Below are 17,099 nucleotides of genomic sequence, written 5' to 3'. Positions count from 1 at the left end.
GTTCAGGTGGGTTCACCACCCGGGAATGCAAGCTTGCAAACCCGGCCGCGAACACCGGACCCGCGATTTTACCTGCGCACTGTGGGCGCTGCGGAAGCGTCCGGCGAGGCCCGTGGCTGGATGGACGCCACCTGCGGGCCCGGGGCGTTGGACCGTGCGGACGCCCCTGCATTCAGGAACTTCTGCGGGTCCTGGAATACGCCCTGCACCAGCACCTCGAAGTGCAGATGCGGGCCGGTGGAGCGCCCGGTGGTGCCCACCTCGGCAATCTTCTGCCCGCGCTTGACGATGTCACCCTGCTTCACCAGCGTGCGCGACGCATGGGCGTAGCGCGTCACCAGCTGGTTGCCGTGGTCCACCTCGATCATGTTGCCGTAGGCCGGGTGGTACTCCTGCGTCACCACCACGCCACCGGCGGCTGCGAGGATGGGGGTGCCCGTGTCCGCCTGGAAATCCAGCCCCGTGTGCAGCGCCGACTGGCCCGTGATGGGGTCCACGCGCCAGCCAAATGCCGAGCCCGGCGCCCGGCCGGTCACCGGCGCGTGCGTGGGCACCATCTTCTTGCGGATGTGCTGGTCGAACAGGCGGGACTCCAGCACCGTCATCAGGTCCACCCGCTGGTTGGTCAGCCGCTCCAGCTCATCCAGCGTGGACTGCAGTTCCTCCATCGACAGGTTGCGCGCACTGACCAGCACGCCGCCGCGGCCGTCCGCCTTGGGCAGATCCGCCGGCGCCACGCCCGCCAGGCCCATGACCCGCTCTCCCAGTGACTCCAACTGCACCATGCGGGCCTGCATCTCGCCCACACGGCGCGCCATGGCGTCCAGATTGGCGCGCATGAAGCGGTCACGCTCGGCAAACTCGTCCTTGACCACGAGACGCACCAGCGAGCCGACAATGGGCCACCCCTCGCGCGCGCCCTTGAGGAACACCCAGTGATAGAGCGCCGCGGCAATCAGCATCAGGCACAGCGACACCGCAAACCCTGCCAGCAGCAAGCGGGTGCCTGACAAGTGAATGGCCCGGCTGCGCGCCAACCGGGCGTCCGTGATAATCAGATGCACTGCAAACTCTCCACGCCGCGAAGACGCACACCATGACCCGCCGCCACTACGCCGTCACCCTGCAGCAGGCCAGCGAAGAATCTCCCACGCTGGCACGGCTCACAGCGCTGACGCGCGATTCGAGCGATCGGCTCAAGGCCATTGAAAAGCTGATTCCCGTCGGACTGCGCCCCGCGATTCAGGCAGGCCCGATTGACGGGGATTCCTGGTGCCTGCTGGTCAAGAGCAATGCCGCCGCGGCCAAGGTACGCCAGCTGGTACCTGCCTTGCAGGCCCACTTGCGCAGCCGGGGGTGGGAGGTTAACGCGATTCGCCTGAAAGTTCAAACCTGAAGCTCAACGCCAGGCCGAGGCGACGCAGGGAAACAATGCAGAAGCGCAAAGGGGTATGGTGCCGGTTGTCGGAATCGAACTGACGACCTACCGCTTACAAGGCGGGTGCTCTACCAACTGAGCTAAACCGGCGAAGCGCGCATTCTATCGCGTAAAAACGGCGCCCATCGGCCGTTTGCGGCTATTTGACCCGCTTGAGAGACGGCCTTGCGCCGCCTGCGGAGGGTGGCGGCCGGGGCGCGTCGCCACCGTCGTCCGCGTCCTTGGTACCTTCTTCTGTGGACACCAGCTGCACCACGCGGTCCTCCGGCGCCGCAGCGCCGGCAGGCTGCGCGGCCAGGTCCGCGACGCCGGGCGCAAGCGCATCCCCGCCGCTGCTGCCGGTTCCCGCGAGTACATCCACCGGCGGAGGGAACGCCATGCCCTGCCCGTTCTCACGGGCATAGATGGCGATCACCCGCCCCACCGGCACCAGGATCTCCCGGGGCTTGCCGCCGAAGCGCGCCTTGAACTCGATGAAGTCGTTGCCCAGCTGCAGGGCGCTGGTCGCATCGAAGCTGATGTTCAGCACGATTTCGCCGTCCTTCACGTACTCCCGCGGCACCTGCACGGAATCGTCCACGCGCACGGCGACATACGGTGTCAGGCCATTGTCCGTGCACCATTCATACAGGGCACGAATGAGGTACGGGCGCGTGGAGGTAGATTCCTGGACGGTCATGGGCAGTGCGGGGCAACGACGGAGAGGGCGATTGGAGCACGCCGCAAGTTACTTGCGCATGACCTTTTCGGACGGCGTCAGCGCTTCGATGTAAGCCGGGCGCGAGAAGATGCGCTCGGCGTACTTCAGCAGAGGCGCCGCGTTCTTGCTCAGGTCGATGCCGTAGTAGTCCAGGCGCCACAGCAGCGGAGCGATGGCCACATCGAGCATCGAGAAATTGTCGCCCAGCATGTACTTGTTCTTGAGGAACACGGGGGCCAGCTGCGTGAGACGGTCGCGGATGTGGGCGCGCGCCTTCTCCAGCGCCTTCTCGTTGCCCTTGGTCGCACGCGACTCCAGGGTGTTCACGTGGACGAACAGTTCCTTTTCAAAGTTCAGCAGGAACAGGCGCACGCGGGCGCGGTCCACCGGGTCGCCAGGCATCAGCTGGGGATGCGGGAAGCGCTCGTCGATGTACTCGTTGATGATGTTCGACTCGTACAGGATGAGGTCGCGCTCGACCAGGATGGGCACCTGGCCGTACGGGTTCATCACGCTGATGTCTTCGGGCTTGTTGTACAGGTCCACATCGCGGATTTCAAAGTCCATGCCTTTTTCGAACAGCACGAAACGGCAGCGGTGGGAGAAGGGACAGGTCGTACCCGAATAAAGCACCATCATGGTGGGAGGCTCCTAAAAATCAAAAGAGTGGGACGCTAAAAAGCGCCCACTCTGCAAAAAACCACAAGCACCCCGAAGGGTGCTTTTTCGACGGAGACAGATCGCGTCGCCGTGCGGCGGATTACTTCACGTCCTTCCAGAAGGCCGCGTTGAGCCTCCAGGCGATCACGGTGAACAGGCCCAGGAAAATCAGGACCCAGACGCCCACGCGGCGGCGGGTGTTCTGCGCGGGTTCGGCCATCCACTGCATGTAGTTCACCAGATCCCCGACGGTCTCGTCAAACTGCAGCGGCGTCATCGTGCCGGGCTTGACCTGTTCCCAGCCCTTGAGGACATGGGTGGTCTGGCCGTGGCTCTCATGCTCTTCGAACACGGGGCGGCGCTCGCCCTGCAGTTCCCACAGCACGTGGGGCATGCCCACATTGGGGAACACGAGGTTGTTCCAGCCCGTGGGCTTGGCCTCGTCGCGGTAGTACGTGCGCAGGTAAGTGTACAGATAGTCAGCACCCGAACCTGCGGCGCTCGCCCGCGACCGGGCAATCACCGTCAGGTCCGGCGGATTGGCGCCAAACCAGGCCTTGGCCTGCTTGGGGTCGATGGCCGACTTCATCGTCTCGCCCACCTTCTCGGTGGTGAACAGCAGGTTGTCCTTGATCTGCTGGTCGGTCAGGCCGATGTCCTTCAGGCGGTTGAAGCGCATGAACGCGGCCGAGTGGCAGTTCAGGCAGTAGTTGACGAAGATCTTGGCGCCGTTTTGAAGCGATGCCAGATCGTTGGTCTTGACCGGCGCCTTGTCCAGGGGAATGCCGCCGCCGGCGGCAAACGCGGACCCCGCAGCCATCCCGAGGGCGGCCACCAACGTGAGGATGATTTTCTTCATTGTTGTTCTCTCCTGGACTCAGTGCGCCACGAAGGTCACGCGGTCGGGCACGGGCTTGGGTTCGCCGATGCGGCTCCACCACGGCATCAACAGGAAGAAGCCGAAATAGAACAGCGTGCCCACCTGGGAAACACGTTCGCCCACTGGCGAAGGCGGCTGCACGCCCAGGTAGCCCAGGATCAGGAAGATGACCACGAACACGCCGTACAGGTACTTGTGCCAGCTCGGGCGGTACCGGATCGACTTGACCGGGCTCTGGTCCAGCCAGGGCAGGAAGAACAGGATGATCACGGCGCCGCCCATGGCGACCACACCCCAGAACTTGGCATCGATGGCCAGCAGCAGGGCCACCGCGACCAGTGCGGCCACGCCGACGCCCGCCTTGGCAAAGCTGGGCAGCTTGGCCTTGAACACGCCAAACGCAGCGGCCGCCAGCACGCACACCACCAGCACGTACACCATCTCGGTCGTGATGGCGCGCAGCATGGAATAGAACGGCGTGAAGTACCAGACCGGCGCGATGTGCAGCGGCGTCACCAGCGGGTCGGCCGGGATGAAGTTGTTGTACTCCAGGAAGTAGCCGCCGAACTCAGGCGCGAAGAACACCACGGCCGAGAACGCCACCAGGAACATGCTCAGCGCAAAGATGTCATGCACCGTGTAGTAGGGGTGGAAAGGAACGCCGTCCAGCGGCTTGCCGTTGGCATCCTTGGGAGCCTTGGGGCCCTTGATTTCCACACCGTCGGGGTTGTTGGAGCCGACGTCGTGCAGGGCCAGCAAGTGGGCCACCACCAGGCCCAGCAGCACCAGGGGCACGGCGATCACGTGGAAGCTGAAGAAGCGGTTGAGCGTGGCGTCGCCCACCACGAAGTCGCCGCGGATCAGCAGGGCCAGATCGGGGCCGATGAACGGAATGGCCGCGAACAGGTTCACGATCACCTGGGCGCCCCAGTACGACATCTGGCCCCAGGGCAGCAGGTAGCCCATGAAGGCTTCGGCCATCAGGCACAGGAAGATGGCGCAACCGAAGATCCACACCAGTTCGCGCGGCTTGCGGTAGCTGCCGTACAGGAGGCCGCGGAACATGTGCAGGTACACCACCACGAAGAACGCCGAGGCGCCGGTGGAGTGCATGTAGCGGATCAGCCATCCCCAGGGCACGTCGCGCATGATGTACTCGACCGACGCGAACGCGAGGTTGGCGTCGGGCTTGTAGTGCATGACCAGGAAGATGCCGGTCACGATCTGGATCACCAGCACCACCAGGGCCAGCGAACCGAAGATGTACCAGAAGTTGAAGTTCTTCGGAGCGTAGTACTCCGACATGTGCACCTTGTAGGCGTCGAACGCGGTCGGGAACCGGTTTTCAAACCAGTTGGTGACCTTGGCGCCCATCGGGGCGTTGGGGGAAATTTCCTTGAATTCAGCCATGTCCATTCACCTCAGGCCTTCTTGTCTTCACCGATCAGCAGCACGGTGTCGGACAGGTACATGTGGGGCGGCACTTCCAGGTTGTCCGGCGCGGGCTTGTTCTTGAAGACGCGACCCGCCAGGTCGAACGTGGAGCCATGGCAGGCGCAGAGGAAGCCGCCGTGCCAGTCGTCGGGCAGGGACGGCTGCGGGCCGGTCTGGAACTTGTCGCCGGGCGAGCAACCCAGATGGGTGCAGATGCCCACGCCCACGAAGACCTCGGGCTTGATGGAGCGGTGGCGGTTCTTGGCGTACTCGGGCGTGGGGTACGTCTTGCGGTCCGAATTGGGGTCGACCAACTGGGGCTCTGTCTCTTCGAGGGACTTGAGCTGCTCGGGCGTGCGCTTGAGGATCCACACGGGCTTGCCGCGCCACTCGACGGTCCGCTTCTCGCCGGGCTGCAGGGTGGAGATATCCACCTCCACAGCGGCACCAGCTGCTCTGGCTCTTTCCGAAGGCTGAAAGCTGCTGACGAAGGGCACGGCTACGGCCACTCCGCCTGCGGCACCGGCACATCCGGACGCAATCAGCCACGTCCTTTTACTGGTGTCGACTGGTGTGTCACTCATGGGGATCCTCGGTAAACATCGCTGTTGTTGGGTCAACCGCGAATTGTAGCGGAGTGAAAATGGGTATCTCAAAGCCACGGACAGCCTTGACAGCCCCCTCGGCCAGGCAATACTCGGCCATCAACGTTTGGCACAGGAGTACTACATGGGAATGATGCAGGAGTTCAGGGAATTCGCCATCAAGGGTAACGTCATCGACCTTGCGGTGGGCGTGATCATCGGCGGGGCGTTCGGCAAAATCGTGGATTCGGTGGTGGCTGACCTGATCATGCCGGTCGTGGCAACGGTGTTCGGCAAGCTTGATTTTTCGAGCCTTTTCGTGGTGTTGGGCACGGTGCCCCCCGGCACGGCGATGACGCTGGACGCACTCAAGAAGGCCGGGGTCCCCGTGTTTGCCTACGGCAACTTTCTCACCGTGGCCGTCAACTTCCTGATCTTGGCGTTCATCATTTTCATGATGGTCAAGCAGATCAACCGCCTCAAGCGCGAGGCTCCCGCAGAGGCACCGGCGGCTCCTGCGGCCCCGCCCGAAGACATCGTTTTGTTGCGCGAGATCAGGGATAGCTTGAAAAAATAGTCGCGGCAGGCACACGGCTCGCCACGGCCCGGGCACTGGTCGCGCTGCGCGGCCCCTGCGCGGCAATGCCACGGTAGGCGGGCCGGCCCATCAGGCGGCCAGGGCGCGGGCCATGCGCACGGCTTCGACCAGGCTGGCGGCGTCCGCCACGCCCTGGCCCGCAATGTCGAAGGCGGTTCCGTGGTCGGGGCTGGTGCGCACCAGGGGCAGGCCCAGCGTCACGTTCACCCCCTTGTCCACGCCCAGGTACTTCACGGGGATCAGCCCCTGGTCGTGGTACATGGCCACCACCACATCGAACTCCCCCGGGTGCCCAGGCGCGTGCCGGGCGCGCATGAACACCGTGTCGGGCGCGAACGGCCCCTGGGCGTCCATCCCCTCGGCGCGTGCTGCAGCGATGGCTGGCGCGATGGCGTCGATCTCCTCCCGCCCGAACAAGCCGCCCTCGCCCGCGTGGGGGTTGAGGCCCGCCACCCCCATGTGTGGCGCGCGCCCCAGGCTGCGGGACAAGGCCGCATGCGTGATGCGCAGCGTCTGCAAGACGTTCTCCAGGGTGACGGCGGCAATGGCGTCGCGCAGCGCCACATGGATGCTCACCAGCACGGTGCGCAGCTCGTCGCTGGCCAGCATCATGCGCACCGGCATGGCGGCCACCGGCACGCCCTGGTGGGCGGCGGCCTCGGCCTGCAGCAGCTCGGTGTGGCCGGGAAACGCGACGCCCGCCGCCGACAACGCTTCCTTGTGCAGCGGTGCGGTGACCAGCCCGGCCACTTCGCCCCGCAGCGCTGCGCGGGCCGCCCAGACGACGCTGTCCGCCGCCGCACGGCCCGCCGCGGCGCTGATGCGCCCCCAGGGCTGCGGGCCCGGAATGCCCGGCAGCTGGAGCACAGGAATGCAGCGCGGGGGCGCCTGCAGCGCCTCGGCAGGCGCCGCCAGCTGGGCCACCGGCACCTGCGGCTGGCCGGGCCGGGCAATGGCCTGCGCCGCGCGCCGCAGGGTGGCGACGTCGCCCACCACGAAGCATCCCTGCAGCTGCGCCGGGACATCGCGGAACGCCTTGGCCACGATTTCGGGGCCGATGCCGGCGGGATCGCCCTGGGTAATGGCCAGCGCCTGGGTGTACATGGTGTGCTGCTTTCTGAAAGAAAATGGCCTCTAGCACCCGTCCATCAAGCGCAAGAAGCTATTAAATTAGTAGCAAATTCCTGCCCGGCTCAGGCGGGATTGGGGATCTCGATGAACTGGTGCTCCAGGCCGAACTGCGCCGCCACCTGTGCAGCCACGGCGGGCGCGCCGTAGCGTTCCGTGGCATGGTGGCCGGCAGCGATGAAGCCCACCCCGCTCTCGCGGGCCAGGTGCGCCTGCGGCTCCGAGATCTCGCCGGTGATGAACACGTCCGCCCCCGCCGCGATGGCCGATTCGAAGTACCCCTGGGCGCCCCCAGTGCACCAGGCCACGCGGCGCACGGGGCGCTGTGCCGGCCCGTCGGGCGCCACCCAGGTGGCCGGCCGCCCGAGAAGCTGCGACACATGCTCGGCCAGCGCGGGCACGCCAGAAAACGCCGCAGCCCCGATGCAGCCCAGCGCCTGTTCGCCAAACTGCGCGTCTGCCGAAAAGCCCAGCACCCGGCCCAGTTGGGCATTGTTGCCCCACTGGGGGTGCGCATCCAGCGGCAGGTGGTAGGCAAACAGGTTGATGTCATGCCCCAGCAGCCGCTGCAGCCGCTGCTTCATCCACCCCGTCACGCGGCCGTCCTGCCCGCGCCAGAACAGCCCGTGGTGCACAAAGACGGCGTCGGCGCCCGCCGCAATGGCGGCGTCGATCAGCGCAAGGCTGGCCGTCACCCCGCTGACGATGCGGGTGACCTCGGCCTTGCCTTCCACCTGCAGGCCGTTGGGGCCATAGTCCTTGAAGCGCTCGGGTTGCAGCAGGCCATCGAATGCCTGCAGGAGTTCGGTGCGTGAAATGCTCATGAGGGTATTGTCGCCCGCCCCGCCGCCCGCACATTCAGGGACAATGGGCTGGTCCAGCGGGCGCCGCGGCCCGGCCGCCGCCCGCCAACCACCACTTCTGTACGCGCAGAACTTTCCATGAAACGCATCTGGCTGTTGTTTTCGCAGGCCGTGACGGTGTTCGTCGCCGCCTATTTTGTTGTTGCCACTCTGCAGCCCGACTGGCTGGGCCGCGGATCCGCCACGCGCTCCAGCGCGGGCATTTCCCTGCTGGAAGCGCCAGCCTCCACCGGCAGCGCGCAGCCGGCGGCGGGCAGCTTCAGCGCGGCCGCGCGCACGGCCTCGCCCGCCGTGGTCAGCATCAACACCAGCAAGGCCGTGCGCCACCCGCGCAGCAACGACCCGTGGTTCCAGTTCTTCTTTGGCGACCAGAGCAGCCAGACCCAGGCCGGCCTGGGCAGCGGCGTGATCGTGAGCCCCGACGGCTACATCCTCACGAACAACCACGTCGTGGAAGGCGCTGATGAGATCGAGGTCACGCTCACCGACAGCCGGCGCGCGCGCGCCCGGGTGATTGGCACCGACCCGGACACCGACCTGGCCATCCTCAAGATCGAGCTCGACAAGCTGCCCGTCATCGTGCTGGGCAACTCCGACACGCTGGCCGTGGGCGACCAGGTGCTGGCCATCGGCAACCCCTTCGGCGTGGGCCAGACGGTCACCAGCGGCATCGTGAGCGCGCTGGGCCGCACGCAGTTGGGCATCAACACCTTTGAGAACTTCATCCAGACGGACGCGGCCATCAACCCCGGCAACTCGGGCGGCGCGCTGGTGGACGTGAACGGCAACCTCATGGGCATCAACACGGCCATCTATTCGCGCTCGGGCGGCAGCATGGGCATCGGCTTTGCCATCCCTGTCTCCACGGCCCGGCAGGTGCTGGACGGCATCGTGAAGGACGGGCAGGTCACGCGCGGCTGGATCGGCGTGGAGCCCAACGAACTGTCCCCGGAACTGGCCGAGACCTTTGGCGTGAAGGCCACCGAGGGCGTGATCATCACGGGCGTGCTGCAGGACGGCCCGGCCGCCCAGGCCGGCATGCGCCCCGGCGACGTGATCGTGCGCGTGGACGGCAAGAACGTAGGCCATGTGTCGGAACTGCTGACCGCCGTGGCGGGCCTCAAGCCCGGCACGCCAGCGCCGTTCAACGTGCAGCGCGGCGACAAGATGGTGGAGCTGAGCATCAACCCGGGCCTGCGCCCCCGTCCGCAGCGCAATGTGAGGCAATAGGAGCCTGCCCGCAACGGCGCGGGCTCCCGAAGCCAGCGCTTCGCCGCCAACTGTCGGGCTGCCCAGGCGGCCACGGCCTGGCCGGCGGAGCATTCAGCGGGCGCAGGGCGCGCCAGCGTGGGCGGTGAATGGCTGCTGTGCGGCCGGAGCTGCCCGCCGGCGAAGGTGCCGCCGGCGACAGGCAGGGTGACAGGCCTGGCTGATCGGTCAGGACGCCGAAGCGGATTCCTCGGCGTCTTCCGGCGCCTTGGTGTGCTTGATGAACAGCTGGGCGGCCCAGATGCCCACCTCGTACAGCAGGCACATGGGCACGGCCAGGGACAGCTGCGACACCACGTCCGGCGGCGTGACGATGGCCGACACGACGAAGGCCAGCACAATGAAATAGCCGCGGAACTCCCGCAGCTTCTCGACACTGACAACCCCCATGCGGGCCAGCACCACCACGGCAATGGGCACCTCGAACGCCAGGCCGAACGCCAGGAACATCGACAGCACGAAGCTCAGGTACGCCTCGATGTCCGGCGCGGCCGTGATGCTCTTGGGCGCAAAGCTCTGGATGAACGCGAACACCTGGCCGAACACCAGGAAGTAGCAGAAGGCCACGCCGATGAAGAACAGGACGGTGCTGGAGATCACCAGCGGCAGCACCAGCTTCTTTTCGTGCGAATACAGGCCGGGCGCGACAAAGGCCCACACTTGCCACAGCACAAACGGCAGCGCCAGCAGGAACGCCGACATCAGCAGGATCTTGAGCGGCACCATGAAGGGCGAAATCACCGAGGTGGCGATCAGTGTCGCCCCCTTGGGCAAGTGGGCCACCAGGGGCGCCGCCAGAAAGTCGTACAGCGCGCCAGGGCCGGGGAAGAAGAACAGGATGGCTGCGGCGATGCCAATGGCAATCAGCGCCTTGACCAGACGGTCGCGCAGCTCCATCAGGTGCTGCACGAACGGCTGCTCGGTGCCTGCGAGCTCGTCTTCGGGGGAGGGGGTTTCGGACATGTTGGGTTATCGCGTGCGCCTGGGCCGCCCCTGCTGGCGCGAGGGCGTCCCAGACGGCTGCTGGCGCATCAATGGAACTTACGGGGGCGGAAACGCGCCACGCGGGCTGCGCCGGACTGGGCCTTGGTGCGCACGCCGGCGCGGGCCTTGTACCACTGCGGGACGGCTCCGCGCTTGAGGCGCCAGTTCTTGCCGGGGTGCTTGTACGCCGGCACGACGGCCGACTGCTCCTGCAACGCCGCGCTGGCGGTGCCGGTGGCTTCGGCCCAGTCTTTCTCGAACTCGCTGGCGCTGGTCTGGATGGTGTTGTGCACGTCGCGCGCGGCACTCTCCACCGAGTCCTTCATCTTCTTGAGCTCGTCGAGCTCCATCGAGCGGTTGACCTCCGCCTTCACGTCGGCCACGTAGCGCTGGGCCTTGCCCAGCAGCGTTCCCACCGTGCGGGCAACGCGGGGCAGCTTCTCCGGCCCGATGACCACCAGGGCCACCGCGCCGATCAGCGCCATCTTGGACAGGCCGATATCAATCATGCGTCACACCGGGGCGATGCAAGCGTCAGCTTTTTTGCTTGGCTTCGACGTCGATCGTCGTCTTGTCGCTGGCCGGGTTGTTGGCAACCTGGCCGGGGGGCGGCGTCACGGTGCCGCCGGCGGCTGGCGTGTCCGACGAGCCGTCGCGCATGCCATCCTTGAAGCCCTTGACGGCGCTTCCGAGGTCGGAGCCCATGTTCTTGAGCTTCTTGGTGCCGAACACCATGACGACGATCAGCAGCACGATCAGCCAGTGCCAGATGGAAAAAGAGCCCATGGAATATCTCCTAACGAATTGCAATCATTTTAGACGGCAGGGATGGCAGGCGTTCACGCCAGCCAGCCGCCCGCCGGGTCGTCAGCTTGGGTCAGCCTTTGAGCCAGGGACGCGGGCCGCCCATCACGTGAATGTGCAGGTGGTGGATTTCCTGGCCGCCTTCTGCCCCCGTATTTACCACGACGCGAAAGCCACCTTCGGGGTACGGGTTGCACCCTTGCTCCAGCGCCAGACGCGGTGCCAGCGCCATCATGCGCCCCAGCACGCCGGCATGCTCCGCAGTGACCTGGGCCATCGAAGGGACATGCAGCTTGGGCACCATCAGGAAATGCACGGGCGCCCAGGGATGGATGTCGTGGAAGGCGAAAATCTCCTCGTCTTCGTACACCTTCTTCGAAGGAATCTGGCCCGCGATGATCTTGCAGAAAAGGCAGTTCGGATCGTGCATAGAGAAAGAAGCAATCAGAAGAAAAGGGAATCAGCCCGGCGCTGGCGCTGCAGGCCTGCGCCGGTGCGCCATGGGCGGGCTCAGCGGGCTTTCATCGCGCCTTATGCATTGTCCGCGATCTTGATCGACGGACGCACCCCGACGTCCTTGCGGTGTGCCTGCAGCCAGGCCTGCCCGGCCGAGCGACCCAGCGCAAACAGCTTGCGCACGAAGCCCAGGTCCGCGCGCATCTTGCTGTCGGCGCCGAAGGGGGCCAGCACGGCGCCGCCGTCGATGCGGTGCATGCGCACGCTCTTGTAGCGGCGCGGGTCCAGCTTGCCCTCGGCCAGCAGCCGGCGCACGAATTCAATGGCCCGCAGCTCGGCCAGCAGGCTCGCGTTGAAGGTGACCTCGTTCATGCGCTCCATGATCTCGGGGCCGGAGTTGGGCAGGTCCAGGTGCTCGATGGGATTGATCTGCACCAGCAGGATGTCCGACGTCTCGGTCTGGTAGATCAGCGGGTGCAGGGCCGGGTTGCCGGAGTAGCCGCCGTCCCAGTAATGCTGGCCGTCGATTTCCACGGCCTTGAACAGCATCGGCAGGCAGGCGGACGCCATCACGGCGTCGGCGCTGAGCTGGGGGCCCGAGAAGATCTCGCCGCGCCCCGTGCGCACGTTGGTGGCGCACACAAACACCTTGGGGCCACCCGCCGCGCTGATGGCGCGCCGCTCCGTGCACAGCAGATCGAAGTCCACCACGCGCTCGAGCAGGCGGCGCAGCGGGTTGATGTCCAGCGGATTGGTCTGGTAGGGCGACAGCCACTGCCGCACCAGGCCCAGCATGGGGTTGGCGGCCAAAAGTGGCGAGCCTCCCACCAGGCTGCCCAGCGTGCCTACGCCCTCCCAGAGCCGGGTGAGGGTTTCGCGCGCCTGCTGGCAGCCCGCAAGGTGCGCCTCGTGCGGGTCCTTGTGCTCGCGGGCCGCCGCGGCAAAGCCGTGGGCCAGCGCCACGGCATTCATGGCGCCGGCGCTGGTGCCGCTCACGCCGTCAAAGTGCCATTGGCCGTCTTCCAGCAGAGCGTCCAGCACGCCCCAGGTCAGCGCCCCGTGCGAGCCCCCACCCTGCAGGGCCAGGTTCAGGCGCGGCGGCTGTACGGCGGCGGTTTCAGGCATCCACCGCCTGGCTCTTGTTCATGGCCACCATGCCGCGCACGATGCGGTAGAGGAACCAAACGGAAACCACTAGCCACAAGGGATTGAAAAACAGCAGGCCCAACAGGAAACCCGGTACGGTGACCAAATACAGCACACCCGCCCAAATCACCGATCGAATACGCCACGAGAAGTGGTTGGCCTGCCAGGTGCCGGCAGCGTCGTCGCGCTTAACCAAATCGATCACCAACGCGATAATCAACAGCACCACACCCGGCTGCGCGCCCGGGATAACGGCCCCCACGGCCACGATCAGGTGCAGGATGTAGCTGACCCAGCCGACGGCCTTGAGGTCCTCGGCCTTCTGGTCGTTGGTCTGCACGTCGACGATATCGCTCATGAACCGCCCTCCTCCGTGGCACGCGCAGCCGCCTTGCGCAAGGCTTTTTCCTCGATGCCGCTGGTGCCCTCGCGGCGCTCCAGCTCGGCCAGCACATCGGCGGGCGTGAGGCCGTAGTGGGCCAGCGCCACCATGGAGTGGAACCACAGATCGGCCACTTCATAGACCAGCTTGGACCTGTCGGCGCCGTGGTCCACGTCCTTGGCCGCCATGACGACCTCGGTGGCCTCTTCGCCGATCTTCTTCAGGAACGCATCCGGCCCCTTGTGCAGCAGGCGCGAGACATAGCTCTTTTCGGGATCGCCGCCGCGGGCCGGCTTGCGGCTTTCAATCACGTCGGCAAGGCGGGCCAGGGAATCGTTGGAGCGCATGGTCTTATTTGTAGATGGATTCAGGGTCTTTCAAGACCGGATCAACGGGCTGCCAGGCGCCGTCGCGCAGGACGCTGAAGAAGCAGCTGTGGCGGCCGGTGTGGCAGGCGATGCCAGGCTCGTGGCCCAGCTGCGTGACCTTGAGCAGCACGACATCGTTGTCGCAGTCCAGGCGGATCTCATGCACCGTTTGCACATGGCCCGATTCCTCGCCCTTGAACCACAGCTTGTTGCGCGAGCGGCTGAAGTACACCGCGCGCCCCAGTTCGGCCGTCTTGGCCAGGGCCTCGCGGTTCATCCAGGCAAACATCAGCACGTCGCCCGTGCCCTGCTCCTGCGCGATCACGGGCACCAGGCCCTGCGCATCCCACTTCACTTCGTTGAGCCAGTTCATGACCGGAATTGTCGGCGATTTGCGTGACCGGACGCCGCAGCGGGCCAGCAACTTGAAGCCATTTTGGCCTCCAGCGCCCGTCCATCAAGCGCAAACAGCTATGAAAACAGGAGCAATTGGCGCCGATTCCGTGCGGCCAGCGGCTACTTCGCCACGGTCACGAGCACCCACTTGCGGTCCCAGTTCTTGCGGCCCAGGTACTTGATGGCAAAGGCGTAGCGGCCGGGGGGCAGGAAGTCCTGCGTCAGGGTTTCCTGCCGCGTCACCACGGGCTGGCCGTTGATGCGCACGCTGGGGTTGTCCACCAGCTCGGGTTCGCTGTCCAGGTCCTGCCCGTCCAGGGCGTAGACGGTCACGTCGGGCTCTTCCTTCTCATCGCCGACGTGGGGCAAGCCCAAGGCATTGGCGCGGGTTTCCACGTCCAGTGCCTGCGTGCCCGCCACGGGGTGCCTCACGATCCAGTGCACGTCGCGCACGTTGGGGTTCAGCGTCCGCAGCTGCGCCTTCAGCTGCTCGAATTCGGCGGGGTCGGCAATCACCTCCACCGGCACCCCGCCGATGGCGGCGTCGAAACACCGGCCGATGCGGTGCACGCACGGCAGGCGGTCCGAGAAGCTGGCATAGGACGGCGGCGGCACCTGCGCCGCAGCGGGCAGCATGCCCGTGGCGCAGGCCCAGGCCAGGGCCCAGCGCACGCCAGCGCGTCGCGCCATCACATGCGCACCGGGATGCCGCGCTCGGCCATGCGCTGCTTGGCCTGGGCCACGGTGTATTCGCCGTAGTGGAAGATGCTGGCGGCCAGCACCGCGTCGGCGCCGCCCTGCTGGATGCCGTCGGCCAGGTGGTCGAGGTTGCCCACGCCGCCCGAGGCGATCACCGGCACGCTCACGGCGTCGCTCACGGCGCGCGTCAGCGCCAGGTCGAACCCGGCCTTGGTGCCGTCGCGGTCCATGCTGGTCAGCAGGATCTCGCCCGCGCCGCGGCGCGCCATCTCAGTGGCCCACTGCACGGCGTCCAGGCCGGTGTTCTTGCGTCCGCCGTGGCTGTACACGTCCCAGCCTTCGCCGCGCGCGGCCACCTCGTCGCCGTGGCGCCGCTTGGCGTCGATGGCCACCACGATGCACTGCGCACCGTAGCGGGCCGATGCGGCGCTGATCACGTCGGGGTTGGCGATGGCGGCCGAGTTGAAGCTGGTCTTGTCTGCGCCGGCGTTGAGCAGGCGGCGCACGTCTTCCACAGTGCGCACGCCCCCGCCCACCGTCAGCGGAATGAAGACCTGGCTGGCCACGGCCTCGATGATGTGCAGGATCAGGTCGCGCCCGTCGCTGGTGGCCGTGATGTCCAGAAAGGTCAGTTCATCGGCGCCCTGCGCGTTGTAGCGCGCGGCAATCTCGACCGGGTCGCCAGCGTCGCGCAGCTCCACGAAGTTGACGCCCTTGACCACGCGGCCGCCGGTCACGTCGAGGCAGGGGATGATGCGTTTGGCCAGCATGCGAAGCTCCAAAAAATACGGGGAATTGCGAAAACGGCCGGGCGGGCCTAGGCCAGCACGCGCAGCGTTTGCCAGCCCTGCCACTGGGCCTGGGGCGCCAGGGTGATGGGCGTGTCGATCTGGGCCGCCTCCACGCAGAGCATGGTGCGGTAGCCGTCCGGCGGCATGTCGGGCAACCGGGCGCACAGGGCGGCGCCCGGGTTCCAGACCACGGTGTTGGCGAGGCTGGCGCTCTGGGTGATCTCCAGGGCGTGCGCGCCCTCGCGCAGGTGCAGCGGCCCGGCCGGCGCGCCAAAGACGCGGTCGTACTCGCCAGAAAACGTGACAGGGCCTTGTTGCCGGGCGCGGGCGTCGGTGAGGGCGTCCCAGCGGTCACAGCCGTCCAGACCCTCCAGCCGCACCTGCTCGACATCGTCCACACGCAGGTAGGTGTGCAGTGCGCCGGTGAAATCCCAGGCGTTCGCCGCTGCCGCACCGGTGTTGCGCACCTGCAGCGCCACGCGCAGGCTGCCAGGGGCCAGGCTCACCGTGAGCTGCGCGGCAAAACACGCCGGCCACTGGGCCTGCGTGGCGGCGTCATCCGCCAGCTGCAGGCGCACCGTGCTGGGCAGCGCGGCGCCCTCCGGGCGGTCGCCCGGCTGCTCCGGCAGGGGCTGCCAGGCGAGGTTGCGCGCAAAGCCATGCTTGGGCAGCGGGCCGCGCTGGTTGAACTGGGGCCAGCACACGGGAATACCGCCGCGGATGGCCGTGTGGCCGTCCAGCACGGCGCGGGGACTCAGGTACAGGCGCTCGCGCCCGCCAGCCACCCAGGACAGCACCTGCGCGCCCTGCAGCGCCACCAGGGCGCTGTCGCCCTGCGCGTTGGCAAGCCGCAGGCACGACGGCGTGCCTTGCAGGGCCGGCCGCGGCAGCCCGGCGGCGGCCGCTGCGGTGTCAGGCTGCATTGCCCAGCGCGTCGGCGCGGGCCTGGGCCGCGGCAAAGTCCAGGTCGCCGCTGTAGATGGCACGGCCGCAGATCACGCCTTCCACGCCCTCGTCCTCCACCGCGCACAGGTTCTCGATGTCGGCCATGTTGGACAGGCCGCCCGAGGCGATCACGGGGATGCTGAGCGCCTGCGCGAGCTTGACGGTGGCCTCGATGTTGATGCCCGAGAGCATGCCGTCGCGGCCGATGTCGGTGTAGATGATGGATTCGACGCCCCAGTCCTCGAACTTCTTGGCCAGGTCCACCACCTCGTGGCCGGTGAGCTTGCTCCAGCCGTCGGTGGCCACCTTGCCGTCCTTGGCGTCCAGGCCCACGATGATGTGGCCGCCGAAGGCGCTGCAGGCGTCCTTCAGGAAGCCGGGGTTCTTGACAGCCGCCGTGCCGATGATGACGTAGCGCAGGCCGCCGTCGATGTACTTCACGATGGTGTCCAGGTCGCGGATGCCGCCGCCCAGCTGCACGGGAATGTCGTCGCCCACTTCCTTCAGGATGGACTTGATGGCGCTGTAGTTCTTGGGCACGCCCGCAAACGCACCGTTCAGGTCCACCAGGTGC

The 17,099-nt window shown here is 66.7% G+C and carries 23 protein-coding genes and 1 tRNA gene; 3 read left to right on the top strand and 21 right to left on the bottom strand.

From position 1 onward, the window contains the following. Positions 1–68: 68 nt before the first annotated feature. A complete protein-coding gene (locus LWW96_RS17415) occupies positions 69–1,064 on the bottom strand; it encodes a M23 family metallopeptidase (RefSeq protein ID WP_291489122.1) in 996 nt (331 codons plus the stop codon). 32 nt (positions 1,065–1,096) lie between these two features. Between LWW96_RS17415 and LWW96_RS17410 the strand changes: the two genes are divergently transcribed. Continuing rightward, positions 1,097–1,396: a hypothetical protein gene (locus tag LWW96_RS17410; protein WP_291489121.1), complete on the top strand. Its 300-nt coding sequence runs from the start codon at positions 1,097–1,099 to the stop codon at positions 1,394–1,396. Between the two features lie 56 nt (positions 1,397–1,452). On the opposite strand, the gene LWW96_RS17405 is transcribed toward LWW96_RS17410, so the two are convergent. The 6 genes from LWW96_RS17405 to petA form a co-directional block, all read right to left on the bottom strand. Next, positions 1,453–1,528: transfer RNA gene (locus tag LWW96_RS17405), tRNA-Thr, on the bottom strand. A 49-nt stretch (positions 1,529–1,577) separates the two neighbouring features. Then, entirely contained in the window at positions 1,578–2,117 is a 540-nt protein-coding gene (locus tag LWW96_RS17400) for a ClpXP protease specificity-enhancing factor (protein WP_291489120.1), read from the bottom strand. Positions 2,118–2,165: 48 nt separating this feature from the next. Then, positions 2,166–2,777 carry a glutathione S-transferase N-terminal domain-containing protein gene (locus LWW96_RS17395; RefSeq protein ID WP_005794209.1) on the bottom strand — a complete coding sequence of 204 codons (612 nt, stop codon included), beginning with the start codon at positions 2,775–2,777 and terminating at the stop codon, positions 2,166–2,168. A gap of 121 nt (positions 2,778–2,898) precedes the next feature. After that, on the bottom strand, positions 2,899–3,657 hold the full coding sequence (locus LWW96_RS17390; protein ID WP_291489119.1) for a cytochrome c1: 759 nt from the start codon (positions 3,655–3,657) through the stop codon (positions 2,899–2,901). Between the two features lie 18 nt (positions 3,658–3,675). Continuing rightward, positions 3,676–5,088 (bottom strand): cytochrome bc complex cytochrome b subunit, encoded by a 1,413-nt coding sequence (locus LWW96_RS17385; RefSeq protein ID WP_291489118.1) that lies wholly within the window; start codon positions 5,086–5,088, stop codon positions 3,676–3,678. A gap of 11 nt (positions 5,089–5,099) precedes the next feature. After that, entirely contained in the window at positions 5,100–5,696 is a 597-nt protein-coding gene (petA, locus tag LWW96_RS17380; protein ID WP_291489117.1) for a ubiquinol-cytochrome c reductase iron-sulfur subunit, read from the bottom strand. A 145-nt stretch (positions 5,697–5,841) separates the two neighbouring features. On the opposite strand from petA, the gene mscL reads away from it, so the two are divergent. Continuing rightward, entirely contained in the window at positions 5,842–6,273 is a 432-nt protein-coding gene (mscL, locus tag LWW96_RS17375) for a large conductance mechanosensitive channel protein MscL (RefSeq protein ID WP_291489116.1), read from the top strand. A 90-nt stretch (positions 6,274–6,363) separates the two neighbouring features. Here mscL and pdxA read toward each other — a convergent pair whose 3' ends face one another. Both pdxA and LWW96_RS17365 read right to left on the bottom strand, forming a co-directional pair. Then, positions 6,364–7,398, bottom strand: a complete 1,035-nt coding sequence (gene pdxA / locus LWW96_RS17370) for a 4-hydroxythreonine-4-phosphate dehydrogenase PdxA (RefSeq protein ID WP_291489115.1) — start codon at positions 7,396–7,398, stop codon at positions 6,364–6,366. Positions 7,399–7,487: 89 nt separating this feature from the next. Continuing rightward, positions 7,488–8,246, bottom strand: a complete 759-nt coding sequence (locus tag LWW96_RS17365; RefSeq protein ID WP_291489114.1) for a Nif3-like dinuclear metal center hexameric protein — start codon at positions 8,244–8,246, stop codon at positions 7,488–7,490. A 117-nt stretch (positions 8,247–8,363) separates the two neighbouring features. Between LWW96_RS17365 and LWW96_RS17360 the strand changes: the two genes are divergently transcribed. Further along, on the top strand, positions 8,364–9,515 hold the full coding sequence (locus LWW96_RS17360; protein WP_291489113.1) for a trypsin-like peptidase domain-containing protein: 1,152 nt from the start codon (positions 8,364–8,366) through the stop codon (positions 9,513–9,515). A 207-nt stretch (positions 9,516–9,722) separates the two neighbouring features. Here LWW96_RS17360 and tatC read toward each other — a convergent pair whose 3' ends face one another. From tatC to LWW96_RS17300, 12 genes are all read right to left on the bottom strand, one after another. Continuing rightward, positions 9,723–10,517: a twin-arginine translocase subunit TatC gene (gene tatC / locus LWW96_RS17355; protein ID WP_291489112.1), complete on the bottom strand. Its 795-nt coding sequence runs from the start codon at positions 10,515–10,517 to the stop codon at positions 9,723–9,725. 68 nt (positions 10,518–10,585) lie between these two features. Beyond that, positions 10,586–11,047 (bottom strand): Sec-independent protein translocase protein TatB, encoded by a 462-nt coding sequence (gene tatB / locus LWW96_RS17350; RefSeq protein ID WP_291489111.1) that lies wholly within the window; start codon positions 11,045–11,047, stop codon positions 10,586–10,588. Positions 11,048–11,072: 25 nt separating this feature from the next. After that, positions 11,073–11,324, bottom strand: coding sequence for a Sec-independent protein translocase subunit TatA (gene tatA / locus LWW96_RS17345; RefSeq protein WP_291489110.1), 252 nt, complete (start codon positions 11,322–11,324; stop codon positions 11,073–11,075). Between the two features lie 91 nt (positions 11,325–11,415). Then, on the bottom strand, positions 11,416–11,772 hold the full coding sequence (locus tag LWW96_RS17340; RefSeq protein ID WP_291489109.1) for a histidine triad nucleotide-binding protein: 357 nt from the start codon (positions 11,770–11,772) through the stop codon (positions 11,416–11,418). Between the two features lie 101 nt (positions 11,773–11,873). Continuing rightward, positions 11,874–12,923, bottom strand: coding sequence for a patatin-like phospholipase family protein (locus LWW96_RS17335; RefSeq protein WP_291489108.1), 1,050 nt, complete (start codon positions 12,921–12,923; stop codon positions 11,874–11,876). Continuing rightward, a complete protein-coding gene (locus LWW96_RS17330) occupies positions 12,916–13,302 on the bottom strand; it encodes a hypothetical protein (RefSeq protein WP_291489107.1) in 387 nt (128 codons plus the stop codon). The genes LWW96_RS17335 and LWW96_RS17330 overlap by 8 nt, the downstream gene beginning before the upstream one ends. Next, on the bottom strand, positions 13,299–13,673 hold the full coding sequence (locus LWW96_RS17325) for a phosphoribosyl-ATP diphosphatase (RefSeq protein ID WP_291489106.1): 375 nt from the start codon (positions 13,671–13,673) through the stop codon (positions 13,299–13,301). The genes LWW96_RS17330 and LWW96_RS17325 overlap by 4 nt, the downstream gene beginning before the upstream one ends. A 4-nt stretch (positions 13,674–13,677) precedes the next feature. Continuing rightward, positions 13,678–14,076 (bottom strand): phosphoribosyl-AMP cyclohydrolase, encoded by a 399-nt coding sequence (gene hisI / locus LWW96_RS17320; RefSeq protein WP_291489279.1) that lies wholly within the window; start codon positions 14,074–14,076, stop codon positions 13,678–13,680. 134 nt (positions 14,077–14,210) lie between these two features. Next, on the bottom strand, positions 14,211–14,780 hold the full coding sequence (locus LWW96_RS17315; protein WP_291489105.1) for a hypothetical protein: 570 nt from the start codon (positions 14,778–14,780) through the stop codon (positions 14,211–14,213). Beyond that, positions 14,780–15,559 (bottom strand): imidazole glycerol phosphate synthase subunit HisF, encoded by a 780-nt coding sequence (gene hisF, locus LWW96_RS17310; RefSeq protein ID WP_291489104.1) that lies wholly within the window; start codon positions 15,557–15,559, stop codon positions 14,780–14,782. The genes LWW96_RS17315 and hisF overlap by 1 nt, the downstream gene beginning before the upstream one ends. Before the next feature lie 47 nt (positions 15,560–15,606). Continuing rightward, on the bottom strand, positions 15,607–16,503 hold the full coding sequence (locus LWW96_RS17305; protein ID WP_291489103.1) for a D-hexose-6-phosphate mutarotase: 897 nt from the start codon (positions 16,501–16,503) through the stop codon (positions 15,607–15,609). Further along, positions 16,493–17,099: 1-(5-phosphoribosyl)-5-[(5-phosphoribosylamino)methylideneamino] imidazole-4-carboxamide isomerase (locus LWW96_RS17300; protein ID WP_291489102.1), on the bottom strand; the 607-nt coding region annotated here is incomplete at its 5' end. The genes LWW96_RS17300 and LWW96_RS17305, both read right to left, overlap by 11 nt.

The organism is Acidovorax sp. (assembly GCF_021287135.1).
Lineage (GTDB): Bacteria > Pseudomonadota > Gammaproteobacteria > Burkholderiales > Burkholderiaceae_C > Acidovorax.
Note: the sequence above shows the minus strand (reverse complement) of the source record. Positions and strands in the feature narration are given on the sequence as shown.